Source organism: Aliidiomarina quisquiliarum, from assembly GCF_023922585.1.
In the GTDB taxonomy this organism is placed as follows: domain Bacteria; phylum Pseudomonadota; class Gammaproteobacteria; order Enterobacterales; family Alteromonadaceae; genus Aliidiomarina; species Aliidiomarina quisquiliarum.
Map to the genome: position 1 here is coordinate 36,324 of NZ_JAMFTN010000010.1, position 20,990 is coordinate 57,313.

General features: G+C 47.3%; 17 protein-coding genes. 8 read left to right on the forward strand and 9 right to left on the reverse strand.

What is annotated here, in order from left to right:
* Window positions 1-25: 25 nt before the first annotated feature.
* The gene (locus M1L23_RS00985) at window positions 26-487 is read left to right on the forward strand and encodes a hypothetical protein (RefSeq protein WP_252625112.1); all 462 of its coding nucleotides are present in this window, start codon (window positions 26-28) and stop codon (window positions 485-487) included.
* Window positions 488-493: 6 nt separating this feature from the next.
* Here the strand turns inward: M1L23_RS00985 and M1L23_RS00990 are convergent, their stop codons facing one another.
* Together M1L23_RS00990 and M1L23_RS00995 are read right to left on the reverse strand one after the other, a co-directional pair.
* Window positions 494-3,595 carry an efflux RND transporter permease subunit gene (locus M1L23_RS00990; protein WP_252625114.1) on the reverse strand — a complete coding sequence of 1,034 codons (3,102 nt, stop codon included), beginning with the start codon at window positions 3,593-3,595 and terminating at the stop codon, window positions 494-496.
* Window positions 3,592-4,953: an efflux RND transporter periplasmic adaptor subunit gene (locus M1L23_RS00995; RefSeq protein ID WP_252625115.1), complete on the reverse strand. Its 1,362-nt coding sequence runs from the start codon at window positions 4,951-4,953 to the stop codon at window positions 3,592-3,594. The genes M1L23_RS00990 and M1L23_RS00995 overlap by 4 nt, the downstream gene beginning before the upstream one ends.
* 216 nt (window positions 4,954-5,169) lie before the next feature.
* Between M1L23_RS00995 and M1L23_RS01000 the strand changes: the two genes are divergently transcribed.
* Window positions 5,170-5,541 (forward strand): hypothetical protein, encoded by a 372-nt coding sequence (locus tag M1L23_RS01000; RefSeq protein WP_252625116.1) that lies wholly within the window; start codon window positions 5,170-5,172, stop codon window positions 5,539-5,541.
* Window positions 5,542-5,552: 11 nt separating this feature from the next.
* Here M1L23_RS01000 and rrtA read toward each other — a convergent pair whose 3' ends face one another.
* Both rrtA and M1L23_RS01010 read right to left on the reverse strand, forming a co-directional pair.
* Window positions 5,553-6,146 carry a rhombosortase gene (gene rrtA, locus M1L23_RS01005; protein ID WP_252625117.1) on the reverse strand — a complete coding sequence of 198 codons (594 nt, stop codon included), beginning with the start codon at window positions 6,144-6,146 and terminating at the stop codon, window positions 5,553-5,555.
* Window positions 6,147-6,149: 3 nt separating this feature from the next.
* Window positions 6,150-8,594 (reverse strand): alpha/beta hydrolase family protein, encoded by a 2,445-nt coding sequence (locus M1L23_RS01010; protein WP_252625118.1) that lies wholly within the window; start codon window positions 8,592-8,594, stop codon window positions 6,150-6,152.
* Window positions 8,595-8,822: 228 nt separating this feature from the next.
* Here M1L23_RS01010 and M1L23_RS01015 point away from each other — a divergent pair, with 228 nt between their 5' ends.
* From M1L23_RS01015 to M1L23_RS01035, 5 genes are all read left to right on the forward strand, one after another.
* The gene (locus M1L23_RS01015) at window positions 8,823-9,413 is read left to right on the forward strand and encodes a hypothetical protein (protein ID WP_252625119.1); all 591 of its coding nucleotides are present in this window, start codon (window positions 8,823-8,825) and stop codon (window positions 9,411-9,413) included.
* Window positions 9,414-9,529: 116 nt separating this feature from the next.
* On the forward strand, window positions 9,530-11,104 hold the full coding sequence (locus tag M1L23_RS01020) for an AbgT family transporter (RefSeq protein WP_252625121.1): 1,575 nt from the start codon (window positions 9,530-9,532) through the stop codon (window positions 11,102-11,104).
* Between the two features lie 119 nt (window positions 11,105-11,223).
* Window positions 11,224-12,411 carry an acetylornithine deacetylase gene (gene argE / locus M1L23_RS01025; protein WP_252625128.1) on the forward strand — a complete coding sequence of 396 codons (1,188 nt, stop codon included), beginning with the start codon at window positions 11,224-11,226 and terminating at the stop codon, window positions 12,409-12,411.
* Window positions 12,408-13,013: a ribonuclease HII gene (gene rnhB, locus M1L23_RS01030; RefSeq protein WP_252625130.1), complete on the forward strand. Its 606-nt coding sequence runs from the start codon at window positions 12,408-12,410 to the stop codon at window positions 13,011-13,013. The genes argE and rnhB overlap by 4 nt, the downstream gene beginning before the upstream one ends.
* The gene (locus tag M1L23_RS01035) at window positions 13,010-13,789 is read left to right on the forward strand and encodes an SDR family oxidoreductase (protein ID WP_252625132.1); all 780 of its coding nucleotides are present in this window, start codon (window positions 13,010-13,012) and stop codon (window positions 13,787-13,789) included. Before rnhB ends, M1L23_RS01035 begins: the two co-directional genes overlap by 4 nt.
* Window positions 13,790-13,873: 84 nt before the next feature.
* Here M1L23_RS01035 and M1L23_RS01040 read toward each other — a convergent pair whose 3' ends face one another.
* The 5 genes from M1L23_RS01040 to M1L23_RS01060 form a co-directional block, all read right to left on the reverse strand.
* Complete coding sequence (locus tag M1L23_RS01040; RefSeq protein ID WP_252625134.1) at window positions 13,874-15,463, reverse strand: dihydrolipoyllysine-residue acetyltransferase; 1,590 nt, start codon at window positions 15,461-15,463, stop codon at window positions 13,874-13,876.
* Between the two features lie 11 nt (window positions 15,464-15,474).
* The gene (locus M1L23_RS01045) at window positions 15,475-16,452 is read right to left on the reverse strand and encodes a transketolase C-terminal domain-containing protein (RefSeq protein WP_252625135.1); all 978 of its coding nucleotides are present in this window, start codon (window positions 16,450-16,452) and stop codon (window positions 15,475-15,477) included.
* Window positions 16,452-17,636, reverse strand: coding sequence for a thiamine pyrophosphate-dependent dehydrogenase E1 component subunit alpha (locus tag M1L23_RS01050; protein WP_252625136.1), 1,185 nt, complete (start codon window positions 17,634-17,636; stop codon window positions 16,452-16,454). Before M1L23_RS01050 ends, M1L23_RS01045 begins: the two co-directional genes overlap by 1 nt.
* 159 nt (window positions 17,637-17,795) lie before the next feature.
* Window positions 17,796-18,845, reverse strand: a complete 1,050-nt coding sequence (gene astE, locus M1L23_RS01055) for a succinylglutamate desuccinylase (RefSeq protein WP_252625137.1) — start codon at window positions 18,843-18,845, stop codon at window positions 17,796-17,798.
* Window positions 18,846-18,866: 21 nt separating this feature from the next.
* Complete coding sequence (locus M1L23_RS01060; protein ID WP_252625138.1) at window positions 18,867-19,595, reverse strand: DUF599 domain-containing protein; 729 nt, start codon at window positions 19,593-19,595, stop codon at window positions 18,867-18,869.
* A gap of 160 nt (window positions 19,596-19,755) precedes the next feature.
* Here M1L23_RS01060 and M1L23_RS01065 point away from each other — a divergent pair, with 160 nt between their 5' ends.
* On the forward strand, window positions 19,756-20,901 hold the full coding sequence (locus tag M1L23_RS01065) for a patatin-like phospholipase family protein (protein ID WP_252625139.1): 1,146 nt from the start codon (window positions 19,756-19,758) through the stop codon (window positions 20,899-20,901).
* The last annotated feature ends 89 nt before the right edge of the window (window positions 20,902-20,990 follow it).

The window sequence follows — 20,990 nt, forward strand, 5'->3', positions numbered from 1 at the left end:
TTCATTGCATGAACAGGAATACCAAATGAGAAAAAAAATTCGTAATTTAGCCGGTGTGTGCTTAATTAGTCCGTTACTACTGCTAACCGCTTGTAATAATGACGCCGCTAAATCAAACGCAAGCCAAGCGCAGGCTGAAGTTGTGGCTGAACCTTTATTTACCGCCCCCCTGCCTGCGGCAGAAGGCTTAGCCGGATTACTAAGTGACATTCGTGCTACCGCAGGTGTTGCCTATGCACAAAACTTAAGTAGCTGTAAACTAGCCGAAGTAGGCGTTAAAGCCTGTGGTGGCCCTGAACGCTATATTATTTATTCTACTGAAGTAGCCGACGAACAAGCCCTACTCGAGCTTATTTCACGTTATAACGAAGCCTCGGCAGCTTTCAATCGTGACAGTCAATTAATGTCAGACTGTAGTATAGCGCCGCGGCCACGTATCATTCTAAATAACGGCATTTGTGTACCTCAAGCGACTTCACTGCAGTAACACGGTTTAGTGGCTGGACGGCTCTTGCTCTTGCGCCAGCCCCCAATCATCTAGCAGCACATAAAATGCCGGAATTACCACAATGACAAGCACCGTGGCACTTAACAAGCCAAATACTACCGCAATTGCCAGAGGCTTTATCGAGCCCGCTTGAGTACTGGTTTCGGCTAACAAGGGTAATAAGCCAGCAATGGTTGTGGTAGATGAAATAAGTATGGCGCGAAGCCTGTCGCGGCTTGCTTGCCCTGCTGCAATTACTGTAGTTAAGCCCTGCTGCCGATTCGTTTTAATAAATTGAATAAGCAAAATAGCATTATTAACCACAATTCCCGCCAACGACGCAGCTCCGATAAGTGACGGCATCGACAAGTAATAGCCCATAAACACATGGCCCCAAAGCACACCAATAAAGGCTAAGGGTATCGACAGCATAACAATTAGGGGCTCTACATAACTGCGAAACTGGAATGAAAGAATAATAAAAATACCCACAAGGCCTATCAGCAACCCTCGGCCTATCGACCCCCCGGTTTCAGCCGAACGGGCTACTTGGCCTTCAAATACCACATGTATATTGGGGTAACGCATTTCAAAGTCTGGCAGCCAGCTTTTCTTTAGTTCACCCACAATAACTTGTCCACTTGAAAGCTGAGCATTTACATTAGCTTCTACTGTTACGGTGCGGCGGCCGTCAATTCGATTAATACGCGACCAGTCGCGCCGCTCTGTAATGGTGGTTACCACGTCAAGAGGTACCTGCTGGCCATTAGGTAAAATAATGGTGTGATCAGCAATATCGTCAAGGCTACTTCGGTTTGCTTCACTTTGCCGTACCACTATTTGTACGTCATGGTCGCCAATACGCTGTCGATCAACAATGTCGCCAAGAAATGCGGCCCGTAATTGCGACGCCACGTCTTCAGCTGTTAAGCCCAAACCATGAGCCCCTTCAGCTAAAGCAAAGGCCCGTTGTGGCTTTCCTAAACGTAAGTCGTCTGTAACGTTATATACGGCTGAATAATTGCTTAAAAACTGTGCCAGTTCCGCCGAGGCCGTTTTCAGCTCAGCTAAGTCGTCGCCTTGTAAACGAACTTCAACGGGTGTGCCCGAAGGACCAAAGCCTGGCTCTTGAATAATTAAGCGTTCAATTCCATTAATCACACCTATTTCTTGCTGCCAAGCCATTGTCAGCTCATTCAAAGTTATACTGCGCTGCTCGGCGGTTAATAGGTCAACAATAACCGTTGCCACATGCGGGCCCGCTTCATGGGCGCTACGGTTGAAATTAAATCGTGTTTGCATGGCAACAACTAAAGCAGCATCACCCGGTTGCAAGGGGCTATATTTCTCATTGAGTCGCTGCATGGCCGCTTCGACTTGTGCGGTTACTTCTTCCGTACGCGCAAGGGGCGTACCTTGTGGCATCAAAACTCGCGCTTCAAGCACGTCACCGTCAATTTCTGGCATAGCCTCACTGCCAATATGCCCGCCAGCAATGTAGCCCACCGAACCAAGAATAAGCACAATAACAGCAGCCAACACACCGTACCTAAACCGAATAGCGTGATCCGTAAAGCGACCAACGGCTTCACGAAAAGTGTCGAAGGCTTGGTCAAAGCGCTGTCTTAATTTCGATGCTTGCTTTTGCTCTAATTTGGCAACACTGCGTCTTAAATGATGAGGCAAAACCCAAAAGGCTTGAATTAAGCTAGCCGTTAGGGCTGCCACTAATACAATAGGCAATACTTCCAATACCGCCCCTAACTCTCCTACTAAAAATGCAAGGGGTAAAAACACTGCAGCAGTAGTTAAGTATGACGAAAATACTCCTGGCAAAACCTGCCGAGTACCTTCCACTACGGCTTCGAAAGGCGACTTACCCTGTTGCGCTAAAGTTGCAATGTTGTCGGTAATCACAATGGCATCGTCCATAACAATACCAATGGCCATCAACAAACCAACTAGAGTAATCATATTTATGCTTAAGCCGGTAAAGGCCATCACAATAAAGGCGCCCATAAAAGCTGCGGGCAACCCTAAAACAGCCCAAATGGCCAAGCTAGGGCGGAAAAATAAGCTCATTACCAGCACGACCAGCAAGAAACCCATCACCCCGTTTTCAACCAACATTTTAAGCCGGTCGCGAACAATGCTAGTCATGTCTTGGGTTACGGTTAGCTCCATTAAGCCATGGTAGTGCTTGCTTTCATCTGCAATTAACTGATCTAGCTGATCTTTCACTTTAAGCGCATCGGCCTGTAATGCCTTACTTACTTCCAGCACTACCGCGGGCCGACCATTAAAGTGTACTTTTTCTTCCGCCCGCTCACCTACTTCACGCAGCGTGGCAATTTGGCCTAAAGTAATTTCACCGCCGTCACTATCAGAGGCCACCACCAGTAAAGCTAAGTCGGCTAAGGAACGGCGTTGATCGGTAAAGCGCAACAGCACATCGCGATCGCGGGTTTCAAGCGTGCCTAAAGGTAAATCAATGTTTTGCCCAGTTACACGCCTAGCTAAAGTACGGGCAGAAAGGCCATGTTGACCAAGCACATCGCGGGGCACACTTACTTGCCATTGCCGTTGTGATACCCCATGAATAGCCACTTGGGCAACACCTTCAAGCGCCATTATTTTAGCTTCTAAACGTAAAGCGTAGTCTTCCAGCTGGTTAATCGGCAAGTCGCCGCCTACTGCAACCGCAGCAACTAAATCACTGCGGTGAAGTTCACGAACAATGGGAGGCTCGGCGCGAGCGGGTAAGTCAATAATGGCATTTACTTCTGTTTGCAGCTCGGTCAAGAAGCGAATGGGCTCGCCTTCGGCCATCATTTTTGCCGTAGCTGTAGCAATATTGTCTTGCGCGGCACAGCGAAATTCATCTAGGTATTCAACCCCTTTCACCGCATCATATAAGCGCCGACAGATAGCGTCTTCAACGTCAGCCGCACTGGCCCCACGATAAAGCATAGAAATTGACACTTCCGTTGGCCGATAGTCGGGAAAGGTTTCACGTTTTAAGGCGGGAGCCGCAAAAATACCTGCTGCCAAAATAATAAGCATGAGCAAATTAGCGGCGGTTGGGTGGCCTGCAAACCAACGAATCATTGCTGCTCTCCTGCCGCTAGGCTAACAATACGGTGCTCTAAGGCCTCATTACGTTGGGGTAATACCAGTGTGCCCTGAATCGCACTGGCAATGTCGTCTACTATCACCAACTCTCCGGGCTCAATTCCTGCAGTAATAACCGCTAGGCCATTTTGCTCAAAATCAACTTGCACCACACGCCGTTCAAGTTGCTGTTGGCTATTCACCAGCCTTACTTCACCTTGATGAACAGCACTGGCCGGTATAGCAAGTAACGGTGCCTCACTATGGGTTGAAATAACCACCCGGGTATACATATCTCTTTGTAACGCCGGTTTGTGCGGCAGCTGTATATTTTCATAAGGCCGTTCTACCCGAACCACCACCCGCACCGCCCGGGTTTTAGGGTCTAAACCACTGGCTATACGTACAACCTTACCAGGCCAAGCAACACCTGTAGCGCCCACTAGCTCTAAGCGCGCGTCGAGCACCGACAAATCAAGCCTCTCGGCTATAGTAATGGCATCTCTCGACTTGCTCGACACGTTACCCAGTAAACGGCTCAACTGCGAAAAAGGTATTCGCGCTTCTACTTCCGCCGTACTAATATTGTCGGCTTGAAAAAGTCGTTGCCCTACAGCCACAAACTGATGCAACTGTACTTCTACTGGCCCTAACCTAAGGTCGTAGGGTGCTAAAAAACGGGTGTCTTGCAAGTCTCGTTCACTTTGCGCCAAACGAACTTTTGCTCTTGCTAGGCGGGCAGTTAGCATGTCTAACTGGGCTGGTATTAAACTTAAATTATTTTCTAAGGTAGTTACCGCTTGGCGCTGGGCAAGAGTAGCTCGGTGCTGTTCGTCTAGCCGTGTTTGCGACACGGTACCTACTTCGGCTAAACGTTGTTGGCGGCTTAGCTCTTGTTCCGATAGCGCCAAACGTGCTTGCTCTAACTCTAGTAAACGCTGTGTATTTAATTGTTCTAAATTTAACTTTCGCTGCTCGGTTTGCACACTATTAATCTCGGCTTGCGCATCGGCAATCGCCAGTTCATAGCGGCTTGGGTCTAAAGCAACTAATAAACTGCCCGCAGAAATAATAGTACCGCTTTCTAATTCCGCATGACGCTCTACTACTCGGCCCATTACATTGGCAGTGGCCTGCCACGTTTCAGTTGGCCGCGCCACACCATGGCCCCGTGCTTCAACACGGAAAGGCAATAACTGTGCTTCAATTACTTGCACCAAAAGAGGATCATTCTTTGTTTCCACCCATTCTGGCGATTGTCGGCTAGCAATAAAAATAACAATCAACAATGCACCTAAAAACAAGCCAACCAAAACCGGTGAGCCTTTTAAAAAGGTCTTAAGTTTATTTTTCATTATACTGCCCTCGAACAGCAACTTAATAAAAATAGTTCAAATACAGCGAGTGCAGCAAGTCGATTCATAAAACCCTCAAGAAAAGATAGTAACTGGTTACTATCTTAAATGAATGGGTCAATTTGTCAAACTCTGCACCATTCTTATTCTGGCTATAAAAATCTCTAACCATGCTAAAATGAGCACATAAATTAATTTTATTAACGTGAGCGTGGCATGCGGCGCACAAAAAACCAGCAAAAAATAACTAATGGCAAAGAATCAAGGCGCTTACCGCGCTCTGTGCATATATTAGGGTGGACGTTAATTGCCTCGGCAGCCCTCATTTTTGGCCTGCCAATTATGTATGATATTTATTTAAGCGTAACCCCAGCACTTGATTCTCATTTAGAACAAAAAACGCAAGCTCTAGCCGAGCAAAGTGCCATAATATTTGGTCTTGCCATTTTAATTCTTGGGGTTTTGCTAGCGGTGAAACGCTGGCGGTGGGAACGTAAACGCGCTCGGTTAAAAGCCATGGTGCGTGAGTACCAGCTGCGTAAACACGCTAAAAACAGAAAGAATAAACAGCCACGGAAGCGAAAGTGAATTTTCGAGCACTAGCCACGCTGCCAGCGGTTATTGCTAACAAGGGCTAGCAGTATGCCACCAACCACCCCGAAGAAATGCGCCGCTACTGCTAGGTTGTCGGCGCTTACACCAGAAATAGACACGGCACCAAACCTTAAGTCGTAAGCCACTTTGACAACAACCGCAACCAGCAGTAGCCAACCAAAGGGTACTTTGTGGCGAATGTCTTGCACCCCGCCCCAGGCAAAAAGCCCATATAAGGTGCCTGAAAAACCCACATAGTATTCCACCTTTGGATCAAACCAGAACATACCTAAGTTACTCGCTACGGCAATAGCAACAATAATCACGCCATAGCGCCAGCCGGTGGCATATTCAGCAAACAGCAACCAAACTAACCACACGCCAGCCACATTCATAATAAAATGCCCAAGCCCCCAGTGCACCGCCTGCCCCGTAAGCAACCGCCACCATTGGCCTTGAATAATCAGCTCGCGTTCGAAGGTTAGCGTAAGCTTGGTTGCGTCAGGTAAAAAAAACACCAGCATAAGTAACAGCGACACCACTAGCGGTGGCACTGTGTACTTCGCAGACCAAGGTAGGTTTTTAAATAAGGTTAACAACGCTTACTCGCTGGCTGGGTGTAAATAGTTCCACCACTCGGGCTCGCCTTTTAAGTGCTTGTCGAAAAAGGCCATGTAGGTGTCCCACCAACGAAAACGTGCGTCGCGCGGAATAATATGGTGATCAGCCCCCTTAAATTCCACCAGCTCTACTTCTTTACCCAATATTTTTAATGCCGTATACATTTGGTGGCTTTCGCCCGGTGGCACGTTGGTATCAGAATCGCCATGAATTAGTAACATGGGTGCAGTTACTTTGTCCGCATGGAACACCGGACTCCGCTGGCTATATAGCTCGGGGTTATTCCAAGGGAAAGAGCCTTTGGTCGCCTCGCCTGAATACAGGAAGCCCCACCAGCCTTCGCCCCAGTACGACGTTATATTACTAATACCTGCATGCGACATAGAAGCACTGAATATATCTGTTTGTGTAGCCAACAACATGGTCATAAAGCCACCGTACGACGCCCCTAAGTGGCCTACTCGGGCCGGATCAACAAAGTCATGGGCGGCTAAAAACTGCTTGGTACCGTCGATAATGTCGTTAGCCGTGTATTCACCCCAAGCGTTCACATGCCGAGCTGAAAATTCTTGCCCAAAACCAGTGGCACCTGAAGGTTGAATTACATACACCACATAGCCTTGTGCAGCCCACTGGTTAAATGGGTAACGTCCCGTAAAAGCCCGTTGCACCGGCGAGGTACCGCCGTAGTAATAAACTAACGCCGGATATTGTTGCTTAGGGTCGAAGTTTGGCGGCAAATGAACTCGGCCATAAATAGTGTCGTTCGCTTGGTTTTTAAAGTTCCACTCACGAATGTCGTGAATATGGTTGTTGCTATAATATTGCGCACTGTCCCACAGCACTTTAGGGGTGCCTTGCCCTAACTGCACGCTAGCTAAACGACTAGGCGCTGTCGCACCGGTACCAGCAAAATAAATGGTTGGGATTGCTTCTTCGCTAGCACTAAAACTGTTCACCACATCAAGCCCAGTATTTACCCGCTGAAAGTCATTTTCTTGCACGCGATATGAATACAGCTGCGTCGTGTCATGTTCTGTTACCGAAAGCAGCAGGTTGCCATTCGATAAGCCTTGCAAGCTTCCAATTGCTGGGTTGAAGTTACGGCTTAAGGCTACTACTTGGCCATTGCGCTGTAAGCGATATAGCTGCCCGTCGTAGTTATTCGCTAACCAGCCTTCCGGCAAATTACGCCCTGCGCCATTCGCAAATTCCGGCCCCGCTACCACATAAATATCATTACCCACATAAATAGCGTTATTTAGCGTGCGGTGTTCACCAAGCTCTACCACGGCGCCAGTTGTTATATTTAGCTCGCGCAAGGCGGTTTTGCTATGGGCCGGCTCAGTGTAGTCAATCAGCCTTTCGCTGACTAAAATACGCTCACCGTCGTTATTTACACTCCGCAAGCTAATCGACGATTGGCCTGAGCTTATTTGCTGTAATGCTTTGTTGTTTACATTTAAAGTATAAAGCTGGCTATTGTCACGAAAACTCGACCAACGATCTTCTAAGGCACGATAATGTTTAATCATATCGCCGTCTTGCTCGCCTTTTTTATTCCAGCTTAAAAGCAAAGTGTCTTGATTTGCCCAGGTTATATTCCGTAGCCCCTTAAGCTCGGCGGTTAGTGTTTCTTGCGACAAGTCGTTCAGGTTTAAGCGTTGTACGCGCTCGCCCTGAATAAAGGCTAACTGCTGGCTATTGTCATGCCAAGCGAACCCATAAGCTCCTGCATTATCCCAGCGATACAGGGTGCGTTGGTTTTTGATGTCGAAAACTTGTAAGTCTACCTGCGCCTTATTACCAGTGGCTGGCGTGAAGTGCTGCTTGCGCCAAACCATATATTGGCCATTAGGCGACACCTCAACCAAGGTGACGCTAGGAGTGTCGAACATTTGCTCTTGGCTTATGCGTAGCCTGCTGGGTTTACTCGTATCGAGTAAGTCATGCTCTGCCTTACCTTCCCAAGTTAAGTCTAAACTTGCCCAGTCACTAGCGTCTTCAACTAAAACCAGAAGCTGATGGTCGCCGGTGCGCAACGCAAGTTCAGCACTGGCGCCACTACTTTTAATGCGCTCACCGTTCATATAAAAAGTTACTTTTTCAGCACCTGCTACGGTTACTTTTCCTTGAGTAAAGCGGGTGGTAGCTAAAGGCACTTGCAGCACAGGCAAAGTACTTACTTGGCCAGACTTATCGACTAAGCGGCTACCACTAGGTAACTGGTGCACCCAAGGCTGTACAAGCGAGTCGCGAAGCTCATTTGCTTGCGCGCTTTGGGCTAAAGCAACCGCCCCAGCAGGCTGTTCAATTTCATGCACCCAAACTTGGCTGCGTTCAACAGCGGCAGCAGAAAATGCAAACATTAGCCCTGCAACAAGGGCGCTTAATTTTAATGTGTTGTTCATAGCCTTAATGGTCATGGAGGCAACCTTTTATGTAGGTAAACACAAACAAAAATGTGTTCTAAGTTTTATGGTTTTTTCTATCATACCGTAAACTTTCTGGCCTTGGGTATGCTGTCTAGCTTTAATTAAGCCCAGCTCAGCGTTCGCCTTAACAGAATGCTTACGCAGTACAGTCAAGAATTAGCTTTTACCATGGTATACTTGCCCCATAGCTACACCCACTTTTTCTTGCGGAGACTTTTCATGTTGGCACACAGCTTCCAAAAAACCACTGGCGCATTACTAGTTGGCGCTGCACTCATGCTCTTTGCCTTGCCAAGCCAAGCGGTTACGCTTAGCCAGCCTAGCTATACCCATGTGTCTGCGGCTTACACCGACAGCAATGGCAGTAGCAGTGGTTTATTTATTGATGTGGAATACGAGTTAGAGCATAAGTTTTTTGTAACTGGCACCTACCAGAACACTAAATACTCAAGCTACCAAGGCAATAGCCGTCGCGAATCGGTACTAGACATTGGCGCCGGTAAATATTTCACCATTGCCGACGGTGTTACCTGGGACTTTTCTGGCTCTCTTGGCCGCTACACTCCAAGCAGCAACGTTTTTAATAATGGCACCAACTTTTATACCTTAAACACCGGCCTGCGTAACCGTTTTGACGCCTTTGAAACCCGTTTAGGCTACCGCTACATTAAGTTTTCTGGGTTAAATTCAAACCACGGTGTGGTGGCGTCAATTTGGTACTACTTTAGTCCGCAAATGTCGGTGGGAATGACCTTTAACGACGTGTATTCAAAGTCGACCTGGGGCTTTGGCGCACGCTTTTTGTTTTAACTGGACAGACTTCATACAATTGTCTCTACCCCCAGCGCACTGTTCCATGTATTCTTGATTAGTTCCTTTAACCAATTATTTACATAGAACACGTGCGCTAACCACGGGGATAAGCAATGAGCAATAATAAGCAAATTACAGGGAGTGACCAAGACGGTCTTTTAAACCGTCTGTTGAACAAAGTTGAGATCGTCGGTAACAAATTACCTGATCCCGCTGTCATGTTCGCCGGTCTGATCGTCATTATTTGGGGTCTTAGTTTTGCCCTATCTTTTTATACCTTTAGTTCGCCTTTACCTGGGTCTACGGAAGCGGTTCAGGTAAATAACCTTTTAGCACCAGACCGCCTTGCCAACTTTCTTTCCACCATGGTTACCACCTTCACTGGTTTTGCGCCCTTAGGCGTGGTGTTGGTGGCTATGTTAGGTGTGGGTGTGGCCGAGCAAAGTGGCTTTATTAATGTAGCTATTAAGCTCATGATCGACGCCACTGCGAAAAAGCTATTAACCCCGGTGCTTATCTTAGTCGCCATTATTAGCCACACGGCCGTAGACGCGGGTTACGTGTTGGTTATCCCGTTAGGCGGCATGATTTTCTACGCTGCAGGTCGGCACCCCTTAGCCGGTATTGCCGCTGCTTTTGCCGGGGTTTCCGGTGGCTTTAGCGCCAACTTTATCCCGAGCGCTATCGACCCAATGATCATGTCGTTTACCCAAGTTGCCGCTGAAATGATGGACGAAACCATTCAGCTTAACCCTTTAAACAACTGGTACTTTACCGCTGCATCGTCATTTTTAGTTATCGCCGTAGGCTGGTGGCTAACCGATAAGGTGATTGAACCACGTTTAAAAAATACTGCCATCGACGGCGACACAGACAACATTCCAAAAATTGAAGCCGTTACCCCGCGTGACCGTAAAGCATTTTACTCGGCCGTATTAACTATGTTAGCCGGGGCTATATTCCTGGTGGTAGTAAGTTTACCCGAGGGCTCGGCCTTACGTGACGCCGATGGTGAATTAGCATCTTTTACCGCACCACTAATGCAGTCAATTGTGCCGCTTATTTTCTTGTTCTTCTGGATTCCAGGCATTGTCCACGGCTATGTGGCTGGGGTGTTTAAAGAAAGTCGCGACGTTATTAGCGCTATGACACGCTCAATGGAAGGTATGGCTTACTATGTGGTTATGGCCTTCTTCTGTGCACTCTTTATTAAGGCCTTTGGCGACTCTAACATTGGCATTATCATGTCAATTAATGGTGCTAACTTCCTGAAAGCACTTGCTTTACCAGGCAGCGTTACGCTAATAGGAATTATTTTCCTAGTAGCGTTTATTAACCTGTTTGTAGGCTCGGCTTCAGCTAAGTGGGCACTTATAGCACCTATTTTCGTACCTATGCTCATGCAGCTCGGTTATTCGCCCGACTTAACTCAGGCGGCTTACCGTGTTGGTGACTCGGCCAGTAATATTATTACCCCACTGCTGCCCTACTTCCCGCTAGTGGTGGTGTACTGTCAGCGTTACGTGAAAGGCACCGGTATTGGCACCTTGGTTTCTATTATGCTGCCTTACTCCATAGCGTTACTTATTGCTTGGTCGGGCTTCCTAATCTTGTACTGGACGGTTGGTTCAATGTTCGGTATTCCATTAGGTATTCAGGCGAACTACTTGTACCAAATGGCCGGCTAACGGTTACTTAGCACCTGCAATGAGCACAAAAGGAGTCGCTTTGCGGCTCCTTTTTTATGGCTAAGTGATAAGATAACTAGCATATTGTCATAATTATTCATTCATACTGCGAGGGCCTTATGGCACGTATTCCAGCTTTTCTCGATATGTACCGCGCTTTAGTAGCGTCACCATCCATTTCGTGCTTAAACCCCGACTTAGACATGTCGAATAAAACCGTTATTGACCAACTGGGTATTTGGCTTACCGAGCTTGGTTTTAAAGTTAGTATAAAAGAGCTCGAGTCGCAGACGGGTAAGTTCAATTTATTAGCCCGCATTGGCCCTGAACATTTAAGCGGTGGTTTATTGCTGTCGGGCCACACCGACACGGTACCTTGGGACGAAGGTCGCTGGAGTAAAAACCCCTTTGAACTAACCGAAGCCAATAACAAGCTGTATGGCTTAGGCACCGCCGACATGAAAGGCTTTTTTGCTTTCGTGCTCGACACCCTGCGCGACATGGACCTAACAAAATTAACTAAGCCTATTTATGTTTTAGCCACCGCCGATGAAGAAACCACTATGGCTGGGGCCCGTGAACTTCACCGCTTTGCTAACCTAAAGCCTGAATTTGCCATTATTGGCGAGCCCACTAACATGGTACCCGTGCGTATGCACAAGGGGCATGTTACCGACTGTATACGGGTTACTGGCCGCAGCGGCCATAGTTCCGACCCAGACGCAGGTTTAAATGCCATTGAAGTAATGCATAAGGTTACTCATGAGCTGTTACAGCTCCAACAGCATTTGCGCGACACCTACAGCGAGCCTGCTTTTAGGGTACCGCACCCAACCCTAAATTTAGGCTATATACACGGTGGCGACGCCGCCAACCGTATTTGTGCCTGTTGTGAACTACACATGGACATGCGGCCATTGCCCGGTATGCCTATGGATTACCTTGATAACATGCTAGTGCAGCAACTTAGCGAACTACGCAAGCAATATCCTGGTGCTATTGACATTACTGCCATGCACCCACCAATTCCCGGTTATAGCTGCCCGGCCGATGCAACCTTAGTGAAGCTGGCTGAAGAAATCAGTGGTCATAAAGCCGAGCCCGCCAACTACTGTACTGAAGCGGCATTTATTAATGATCTTGGCTGTGAAACCATTGTTATGGGCCCGGGCTCTATTGCCCAAGCACACCAACCGGACGAATTTATTCGCCTCGACGAAATTAAACCTTCATTAGACATGCTCAAACAACTTGTTCAGCGCATGTGCTTTACGCCAGTAACAGCAAACAAACAGGCTCAGCTATGAACACCTATGCATTTCCATTAATTTGTGGTGCCGATGAAGCAGGCCGTGGCCCTATTGCAGGCCCCGTGGTGGCAGCAGCAGTTATTTTGCACCCCGACCACCCCATTGAAGGAATTAACGATTCAAAGAAACTCAGCGAAAAGAAACGTAACGCTTTAAGTGAAGAAATTAAACAGCACGCCCTTGCTTGGGCTATTGCCCAATGCGACGCTGACGAAATAGACGAGTTAAATATATTGCACGCTTCGCTATTGGCCATGAAACGAGCCGTTGAAGCCTTAAGTGTGCAACCCGAGAAAGCCTTAATCGACGGCAACCGTATTCCAGTCGGTTTAGCCATGCCGGCTGAAGCCATTATCGGCGGTGACGCCCATGAGCAATGCATCGCTGCCGCATCTATTTTGGCTAAAGTTGAGCGCGACCGACAAATGTTGGAGTGGCATGAGCAGTACCCACAATATAACTTTAAGCAGCACAAGGCTTACCCAACCAAGCAACATTTAGAACTTATTCAAGAGCACGGCGTGTGCAAAATACATAGAAAAAGCTTTGCCCCCGTAAAAAGACAACTAGAACGCGACATGGGAGAAGTGACGTCATGAGTCAACTACAAGGTAAAACGGTTTGGTTAACCGGTGCATCTTCAGGAATAGGCCTTGCCTTAGCCGAAGCGTTAGCAGCCAAAGGTGCCAAGTTGATTTTAAGCGCCCGCAGTGAAGCCACATTAAAGGATCTCGCTGCCCGCTTACCAGGCGAACACCAAGTGTTACCCATCGATTTAATGCAGCCTGAGGCGGCCTATGAACAAGCACAAGCCTTAGTAGCTCAACAGCCAATTGATATTTTAATTAACAACGCGGGTGTGTCGCAACGCAGCTTAACCCTTGAAACCAATTTTCAGGTGTACCGCAACTTAATGGAAATTAACTACTTTAGTGTGGTGGCACTCACCAAAGCGGTATTACCTAACATGGTAAAACGAGGCGATGGCCATATTGTTACGGTGTCTTCAGTGGCGGGTAAAGTAGGTACCAAGTTACGTAGTGGGTATGCCGGCTCAAAGTTTGGGGTGATTGGCTTTATGGACTGCCTAAGGGCGGAAATGGCCGACAAGAATGTGCGCTGCACCACCATTTGCCCAGGTTTTGTGCATACTCAAATTGCCCATAATGCGCTGTCTGCTGACGGCAGTAAGCTAAACCAATCAGACCCAGATAATGCCGGCGGTATTTCTGCCGAGCAATGCGCCAAAGAAATTGTTGCTGCCATCGAAAAAAATAAAGCCGAAGTTGTGGTTGGCTCTGGCGTCAGTAAATTAGCCCCACTGTTGCAACGTTTCTTCCCAGGCTTAGTACGCAATATGGTTGCCAAACGGTAATTTAATTAATGCACAAAAACAAAAAGGTCTGGCATTGCCAGACCTTTTTTATTTCACCTTTTATTTCACCATGCATATTCGTGCTTAACGCATGACCGTTAGCATTTGCATTGGATCTTCTAAAAACTGCTGCCAACGTTTGTTAAAGTTAGCAATTGTCGCTCCGTCGATAATACGGTGATCACCTGACCAACTTGCTGTCATAATATCACGCCCTACCACTGTGCCGTCTTCAGCAAAACGCGGTAAGGTTTGTACTTTACCTAAGGCCACAATAGCTGCTTCTGGCTTATTGATAATAGGCGTAGTCACTGTACCACCAACAACACCAATATTAGAGATAGTAATCGTACCCCCCTTCATATCTGCAGGGGCTACTTTACCTTCTCGCGCACTTGCGGTTAAGCGTGCTACTTCTGCCGCAACCTCTAGTAACGACAGCTTTTGCACGGCTTTAATATTTGGCACCATTAAGCCTACTTTCGTGGCCACTGCCATACCAATATTGTGGTCGTCGAAATAGGTAATTTCTGTTGCGTCTTCGTTTAGTTGCGCGTTCATAATTGGGAACTCGCTCAACGCTAACGACATAGCCTTAATGAAGAACGGCATTAAAGTTAAGCGCACACCTTGCTCGGCATACTGGGCTTTAAGCTTTGCATGCATTAAACGCAGTTCCGTTAAGTCGAACTCTTCGGCGTAGGTAAAGTGCGGAATGGTTTGCACCGACTCAGTCATTAAGCGTGCCATAACCGCACGCACACCACGCATTGGCTCGGTACGAGTACCGCCGGCTGTAGGTGCCACTGCAGGTGAACTTGCTGCTGCAGTACTGGCTTTAGCCGGTGCTGGGGCAGCGGTTAAGTCTTCTTTTAAAATGCGGCCCTTTTTACCCGAGCCCTGCACTGTGGTTAAGTCAATGTCTTGCTCGCGAGCGCGGCGGCGTACCGCTGGGCTTGCGAGCACTTTACCGGCTACAGCTGGCTGGGGCGCTTCAAATTCACCACCCGCACTACGTGCAACTTCCGTTGCTACTGCTGTAGGCTGCTTAGCAGTTGGTTGAGCGACTGTTGTGCTAGCTTCGCCTGTTGATAGTGCAAACAGTGGCTCACCTACACGGGCAATGTCGCCTTTATTATAATAAAGCTTGCTCACCACGCCGTCAGATTTAGCGGGAATTTCTACCACCGCTTTATCGGTCATTACTTCAACAACTACTTGGTCTTCAACGACCTTGTCGCCTTCTGCAACACGCCATTCAACTATTTCACACTCAACGGTACCTTCACCGATATCGGGCAAAATAAAGTCGTTAGCTGAAGCCGCTTTGGTTTCAGCTACAGGTGCAACGGCAGCAGCTTCAGCTTTCGCCTCAGTTACAGGTTCAGCTGCTGCACTTTTTGTTGCGTTACTTGCTGCGTTGCTTACTGCGTTACCAGCGGTATCAATCGCAAAAATAGGCTGACCTACATTAGCTATATCGCCTTTGTTGTAATACAACTTGGTGATAACGCCATCGAATTTCGCGGGTATTTCTACCACGGCCTTGTCGGTCATTACTTCAACAACCACTTGGTCTTCTTGAATGACATCGCCTTCTTTCACGAGCCACTCAACAATTTCGCATTCAACAATGCCTTCACCAATATCGGGCAGAATAAAATCTGTACTCATGGTTACTCCTGTTAGTAGTTCAGTGAGCGTTTAATTGCTTCATAGGTTTTCAAGTGATCTGAGAAGTATTCTTTCTCATGGGCCAATGGGTATGGCGTGTCTAAACCAGACGCACGCATAACCGGCGACTCCAAATACAAGAAGCATTTTTCTTGAATAGTGGCCGCTACTTCGCTACCAAACGCCATAGTATGAGGCGCTTCTTGGCTTACCACTAAACGACCGGTTTTCATCACTGATTTTGCTACTGTTTCTACGTCCCAGGGCAAAATACTACGTAAATCGATAATTTCAGCGCTCACGCCGTCTTTATCAGCCATGGCCACTGCTTTTTCAATCACTTCAACTTGTGCGCCCCAGCCTACTACGGTTACGTCGGTGCCTTCTTTTACCACTTCGGCTTTACCTAGTGGCAACATGTACTCTTCTTCAGGAACTTCACCCACAGCCGCGCGGTATAAACGCTTTGGCTCCATAAATAATACTGGGTTAGGATCAAAAATAGCGCTCAATAATAACCCTTTCGCTTGGTAGGGGTTGCGGGGTATTACAATTTTTAGCCCTGGAGTATGAGCAAAATAGGCTTCTGGCGACTGAGAGTGATAATGGCCACCATGAATACCACCACCGTACGGGGTACGAATAGTAAGGCCGCCAACATTAAACTCATTACCTGAACGGTAACGGAATTTGGCCGTTTCATTCACAATTTGGTCAAAGGCTGGAAATATATAGTCTCCAAACTGGATTTCAGCAATCGGGAACGAGCCCTGCGCTGCCAAACCATTGGCAAAACCAATAATTCCTTGCTCTACCAGCGGGGTATTAAAACAACGGGCGCGCCCATATTTTTCTTGTAACCCGCTGGTGGCGCGGAATACACCACCAAAGTGCCCAACGTCTTCACCAAAAACGCAAACTTTGTCATTCTTGGCCATCGCAATGTCGAGTGCACTGTTAACGGCTTGTAATAAATTCATCTTGGCCATTACTTCACTCCTGCCGCTGTTGCTGGATATGCTTCTGGATACTTACGAATATGCTCTTTTAACGCTGCTAACTGTTCTTTTTGCAAATCAGTAGGCGTGTCGTACACATCGGTAATTATTTCGTCTACATGTGGAGCAGGAATGGTTTCAGCTTTTTTCAGCTCTTCAAGCACGGCTTTTTTATGTGCTTCCATTTGCTCTGCAGCAAGTTCTTCGGTCATCCAGCCTTTCGCCACTAACCATTTTTGGAAGCGCAGCATTGGGTCTTTGTTATGCCACTGCTGCTCTTCTTCCTTGGTACGGTAACCCGACGGATCGTCTGAAGTTGAATGCCCCGCCATACGGTACGACATAGCTTCAATTAATACCGGCTCGCCTACTTCAAGGGCTATGCGGCGCGCTTCTTGCGTGGCTTTATACACGGCAAAAATATCGTTGCCGTCAACCCGAATGGCTTTCATACCATAACCAGTGGCACGGGGTGCAATGCCGTCGCCCGCATACTGTTCGTTTGCAGGTGTAGAAATGGCATAGCCATTGTTACGGCAGAAGAAAATAACTGGCGCTTTAAATACTGCAGCCATATTCAGCCCCGCATGGAAGTCGCCTTCCGAAGCAGCACCTTCACCAAAATAAACCAGGGTACAATTCTTATTACCTTCCAGCTTTTGGCCATAGGCGTAACCCGCCGCTTGCGGTATTTGTGTACCTAATGGCGACGAAATAGTCATAAAATTAAGAGCCGCTGAACCATAATGCACTGGCATTTGGCGTCCTTTACCTAAGTCGCGCTCATTCGAGAACAACTGATTCATAAAGTCTTCAACAGTAAACCCACGGAAGGCTAAAGCACCTTGCTCGCGGTATTGGCTCATAATCATGTCTTCAAACTCAATTGCTGCAGCAGAACCAATACTGGCCGCTTCTTCACCTAGTGAAGAAAGATAGAAGCTAATACGCCCCTGTCGTTGGGCAGCAAACATTCGTTCGTCGAGCAAACGAATGAATTGCATGGTGCTGAACATTTTTAGAGCTAACTCTTTACTAACTTCCGGCAGTACTGCGCCTTTATGCACGGTACCGTCTTCTTTGAGCAGCTGGAACATTGGAATGTTCACCGCATGTGCCGGTATCACCGTCAGGGTTGAGGTGACTTTGGTTGTTGGTGTAGTTTCCTTCGTCATAATGTTTTTCTCATGTTGACCTTTGCGCGCAACTTTACCTTTACGTAAAGGTCGTTGCAAACGCAGAGCGATATCAGTTGCCTAACCAAGTGTTCATTTGTGCGTACAAGCCATAGCCCATGCGCCTTTGCGCAAGGAATTTAGGCACGCCCAAGCTGATCAGACCAGATCTAAAGACTCCGTAGGAATTGCCACTACGGTTAATAATGCCCGCTGCCCTAAGGCCACTTTTGCATTAGGAAACACCACCGACTCGCCCTCAACTTCAACGGGGTAAGTAAGTTCGCCGTCCCGCGCTAAGTCATAACCAAGTGGAAACTCTGTGAAATTTGCCACGTTGTCAGGAAAGTTTAGTTCGAAATTTTCCTGCGTGCGGTTAATACTGCGCAACACTTGGTAAATAAGCACGTCATCGGGGTCTAATTGGTCTAACTCTAAGGTATCGGTAATTAATGCTTCTAACATGGTTTTCACCGAAGCAAAGCGGCTCATGTCATTTTGCCCAAACGGCCGCACCTTACCTAATTCAAGAGTAAAGGCGTTGGCGCCAAATTCATTCACGGAAAAGTAAGAACACGTAGTGGTGGGGCCATCGTGCAATAAAATAACCGGCACCCCCATTGCCTTTAATAACTGTAGTTGCCGCGCTTTATAAGGTTGGCCATTTTGGTATGGGTAAATAGCAAATTTTTCATGGGCCGAGTCGCGAATAGCCGTATGCATGTCGTAATGCAGGCGCTCCCGCGGTGGTTCATTGCCGCTAGCTTGAAATGCAATACCTTGGTTATAAAATCGCGCCACATAGCTTTCAATGTTTTTAGTGCGCTCACGCTCTTTATTTACCAATCCAGGCCCCGTGCTATGAGCGCCGCTAAATAAACGGTTCATGTTTTCTTCAACAAAGCGGCGGCCAACATTAATAGCCGCTGGGTTTGCAATTAAAAACATGAGCCGAGAGCGCGACACCAATTGCCCATTTCGTAATCGTTCAATTAGGTCATCGCAAAGTTCAATTGGCGCTGTTTCGTCGCCGTGCACCGCACAAGACAAAATAATATCGCAGTTATTTGGGTTTGGTGGGGTAAACACAATCACGCCACTGTCCCATATTTCCACCAAGGTGCCATTAGCTAGCTTAACCGGTGCTAACGCCTCAGCGTGCCATTCATTTGCCCGTGTCCATGCTAGAAAACTAGTCTGCAAAATCAAACCTTTCTCCTGTTTAAGCGTTTATAAATCGCCCGGCGCTTTTGGCCCTGGCACATAATTTCGGGTGGCTAATAATGCCCGTAACACCCGCGAATGATATTCACGACGATACAATATGCCGGTAACAATAACTGCCGCTACAATAAGCAGCCACGGGCTTACAAACCAACATAAATAGCCTAGGGCAAAGTAATAAGCCCGTAAACCGTAGTTATATTCATGGCCCGCTTGGTCAATAATTTTAGCGGTATTAACAGCGAACCTAGCTTTTTCTTCTTCGCCTACGGTGGCTTTACTCACCGACGGCGCCATGCCTAATAAAATAGACACAAAACCAAATTTACGCACTGCCCAGGTAAATTTAAAAAATGCGTACACCATAATCATCGACAAGCCCCCTAGCTTTAACAGCACTAAGGAATGGCTTTGTTCTACCGTAAATGGCAATTCATGTAACACCCGCACAAAAGCGTCGTTCGAAGCGGTTACAGTAAGCACCCCAGCCAACACAAAAATAGTCGACGAAGCAAAAAATGTCACTGTGCGCTCAACGTTACCTATTAAGGCCGCGTCGGCTATGTGTTGTTCTTTGTATACCACAGCATTCATCCACTCCACCCGTAAGGTGCAAAGAATGCTCGACAAACAGTGGTGGTTCTTTGCTCGTTTACGAGAAAACCGAGCATAACCAAACCAAATACTAAAAAACAAAATGAAAGCCACGGCGTCCACCAGTGGAACCTGTGTCATAATAACAATCCTTACCTAATGCCAGCTTGGGTGAGCACATACTGGTTTAGCAACATGGCTCACAAAAATCATATGTAAAAAAACAGCGTCTTAGTTTAACCTGTTTTCAGCTCATTAAAAGCAACTTAGCCCTAACAATGTTGGAGTAACCATACAAACCATGATCTCTTCGCGCGAACCAGCATTATTGCTCACGGGTGGTGGTGCCCGTGCGGCCTACCAAGTAGGTGTGCTAAAAGGCATTGCGGAATTAGTACCTCGGGCTCACCCGTTACCTTTTCGCATTCTTTGTGGTACTTCAGCAGGCGCTATTAATTCCACTGGGCTAGCTAGTTACGCGTCCAATTTTCGCTTAGGGGTAAAGCATCTCGAACGTATTTGGGGTAATTTTGAAACTCATCAAGTGTACCAATGTAGTACCGGCGAGCTATTTGGCCAAATTCTTGGCCGCGTGGCCCGTGTTTTTCAATCTGAAACAACCGAACGCCCAGCTGTTAGTATGTTTAACAACCAACCACTACGGGAATTGTTAAATGAAGTGATAAATTTTGAACGCATTAGTCGCCATATCCACAATGGCCATTTGCGTGCAGTGGCCATAACCGCGTCGTCTTATAATTCCGGCGACTCGGTCACCTTCTACGAGGGTATTGCCAAGTATCAAAACTGGTCGCGTGCCAAACGCCGAGGGTTTCGCACCCGTTTAAACACCGAACATTTAATGGCCTCGGCTGCTATTCCTTTAGTGTTTCCCGCTATCCAAGTACAACGGGAATATTATGGCGACGGCTCGGTGCATCAAATGTCGCCCTTAAGCCCAGCCATTCATTTGGGCGCTAGTAAAATAATGGTAATAAGCCTTGGCCAACCGGAAGCTAAACACAGCCCGCAAGGCCCTTATGAGCCTTCCAATGCTACTATTGCCGGTCATTTACTTGACACTATTTTTGCCGACACCCTACATTCAGATCTAGAACGCTTAAACCGCGTGAACGAAACTATTCATCAACTTGAACAAGCCAACGTACCACATCCGTCGTTACGGCGTATTCACTCGTTACTGATCCATCCACAGCATAACTTTAACGACATTGCTCACAAGCATTACCATCGCTTGCCAAAGCCCGTACAGCACTTATTAAGCTTTGTCGGCGTTGATCGCGACACCCCATCGAGTATTGTCAGTTATTTATTGTTTGAAAAAGAATACTGCCGAGAACTAATGCAACTAGGCTTCGAAGACGCAAAAAAACAAGCCGACGACATTCACCAGTTTTTAGAGCTCGGCGGCATGCCTGTCGAATAACTGGCAGATTCTTGCCGCTTGCTTTAAACCGCCCTGCCATAAGCCCGACCAACACCAACTTACCATTACATAATCAATAACTTAGCAAC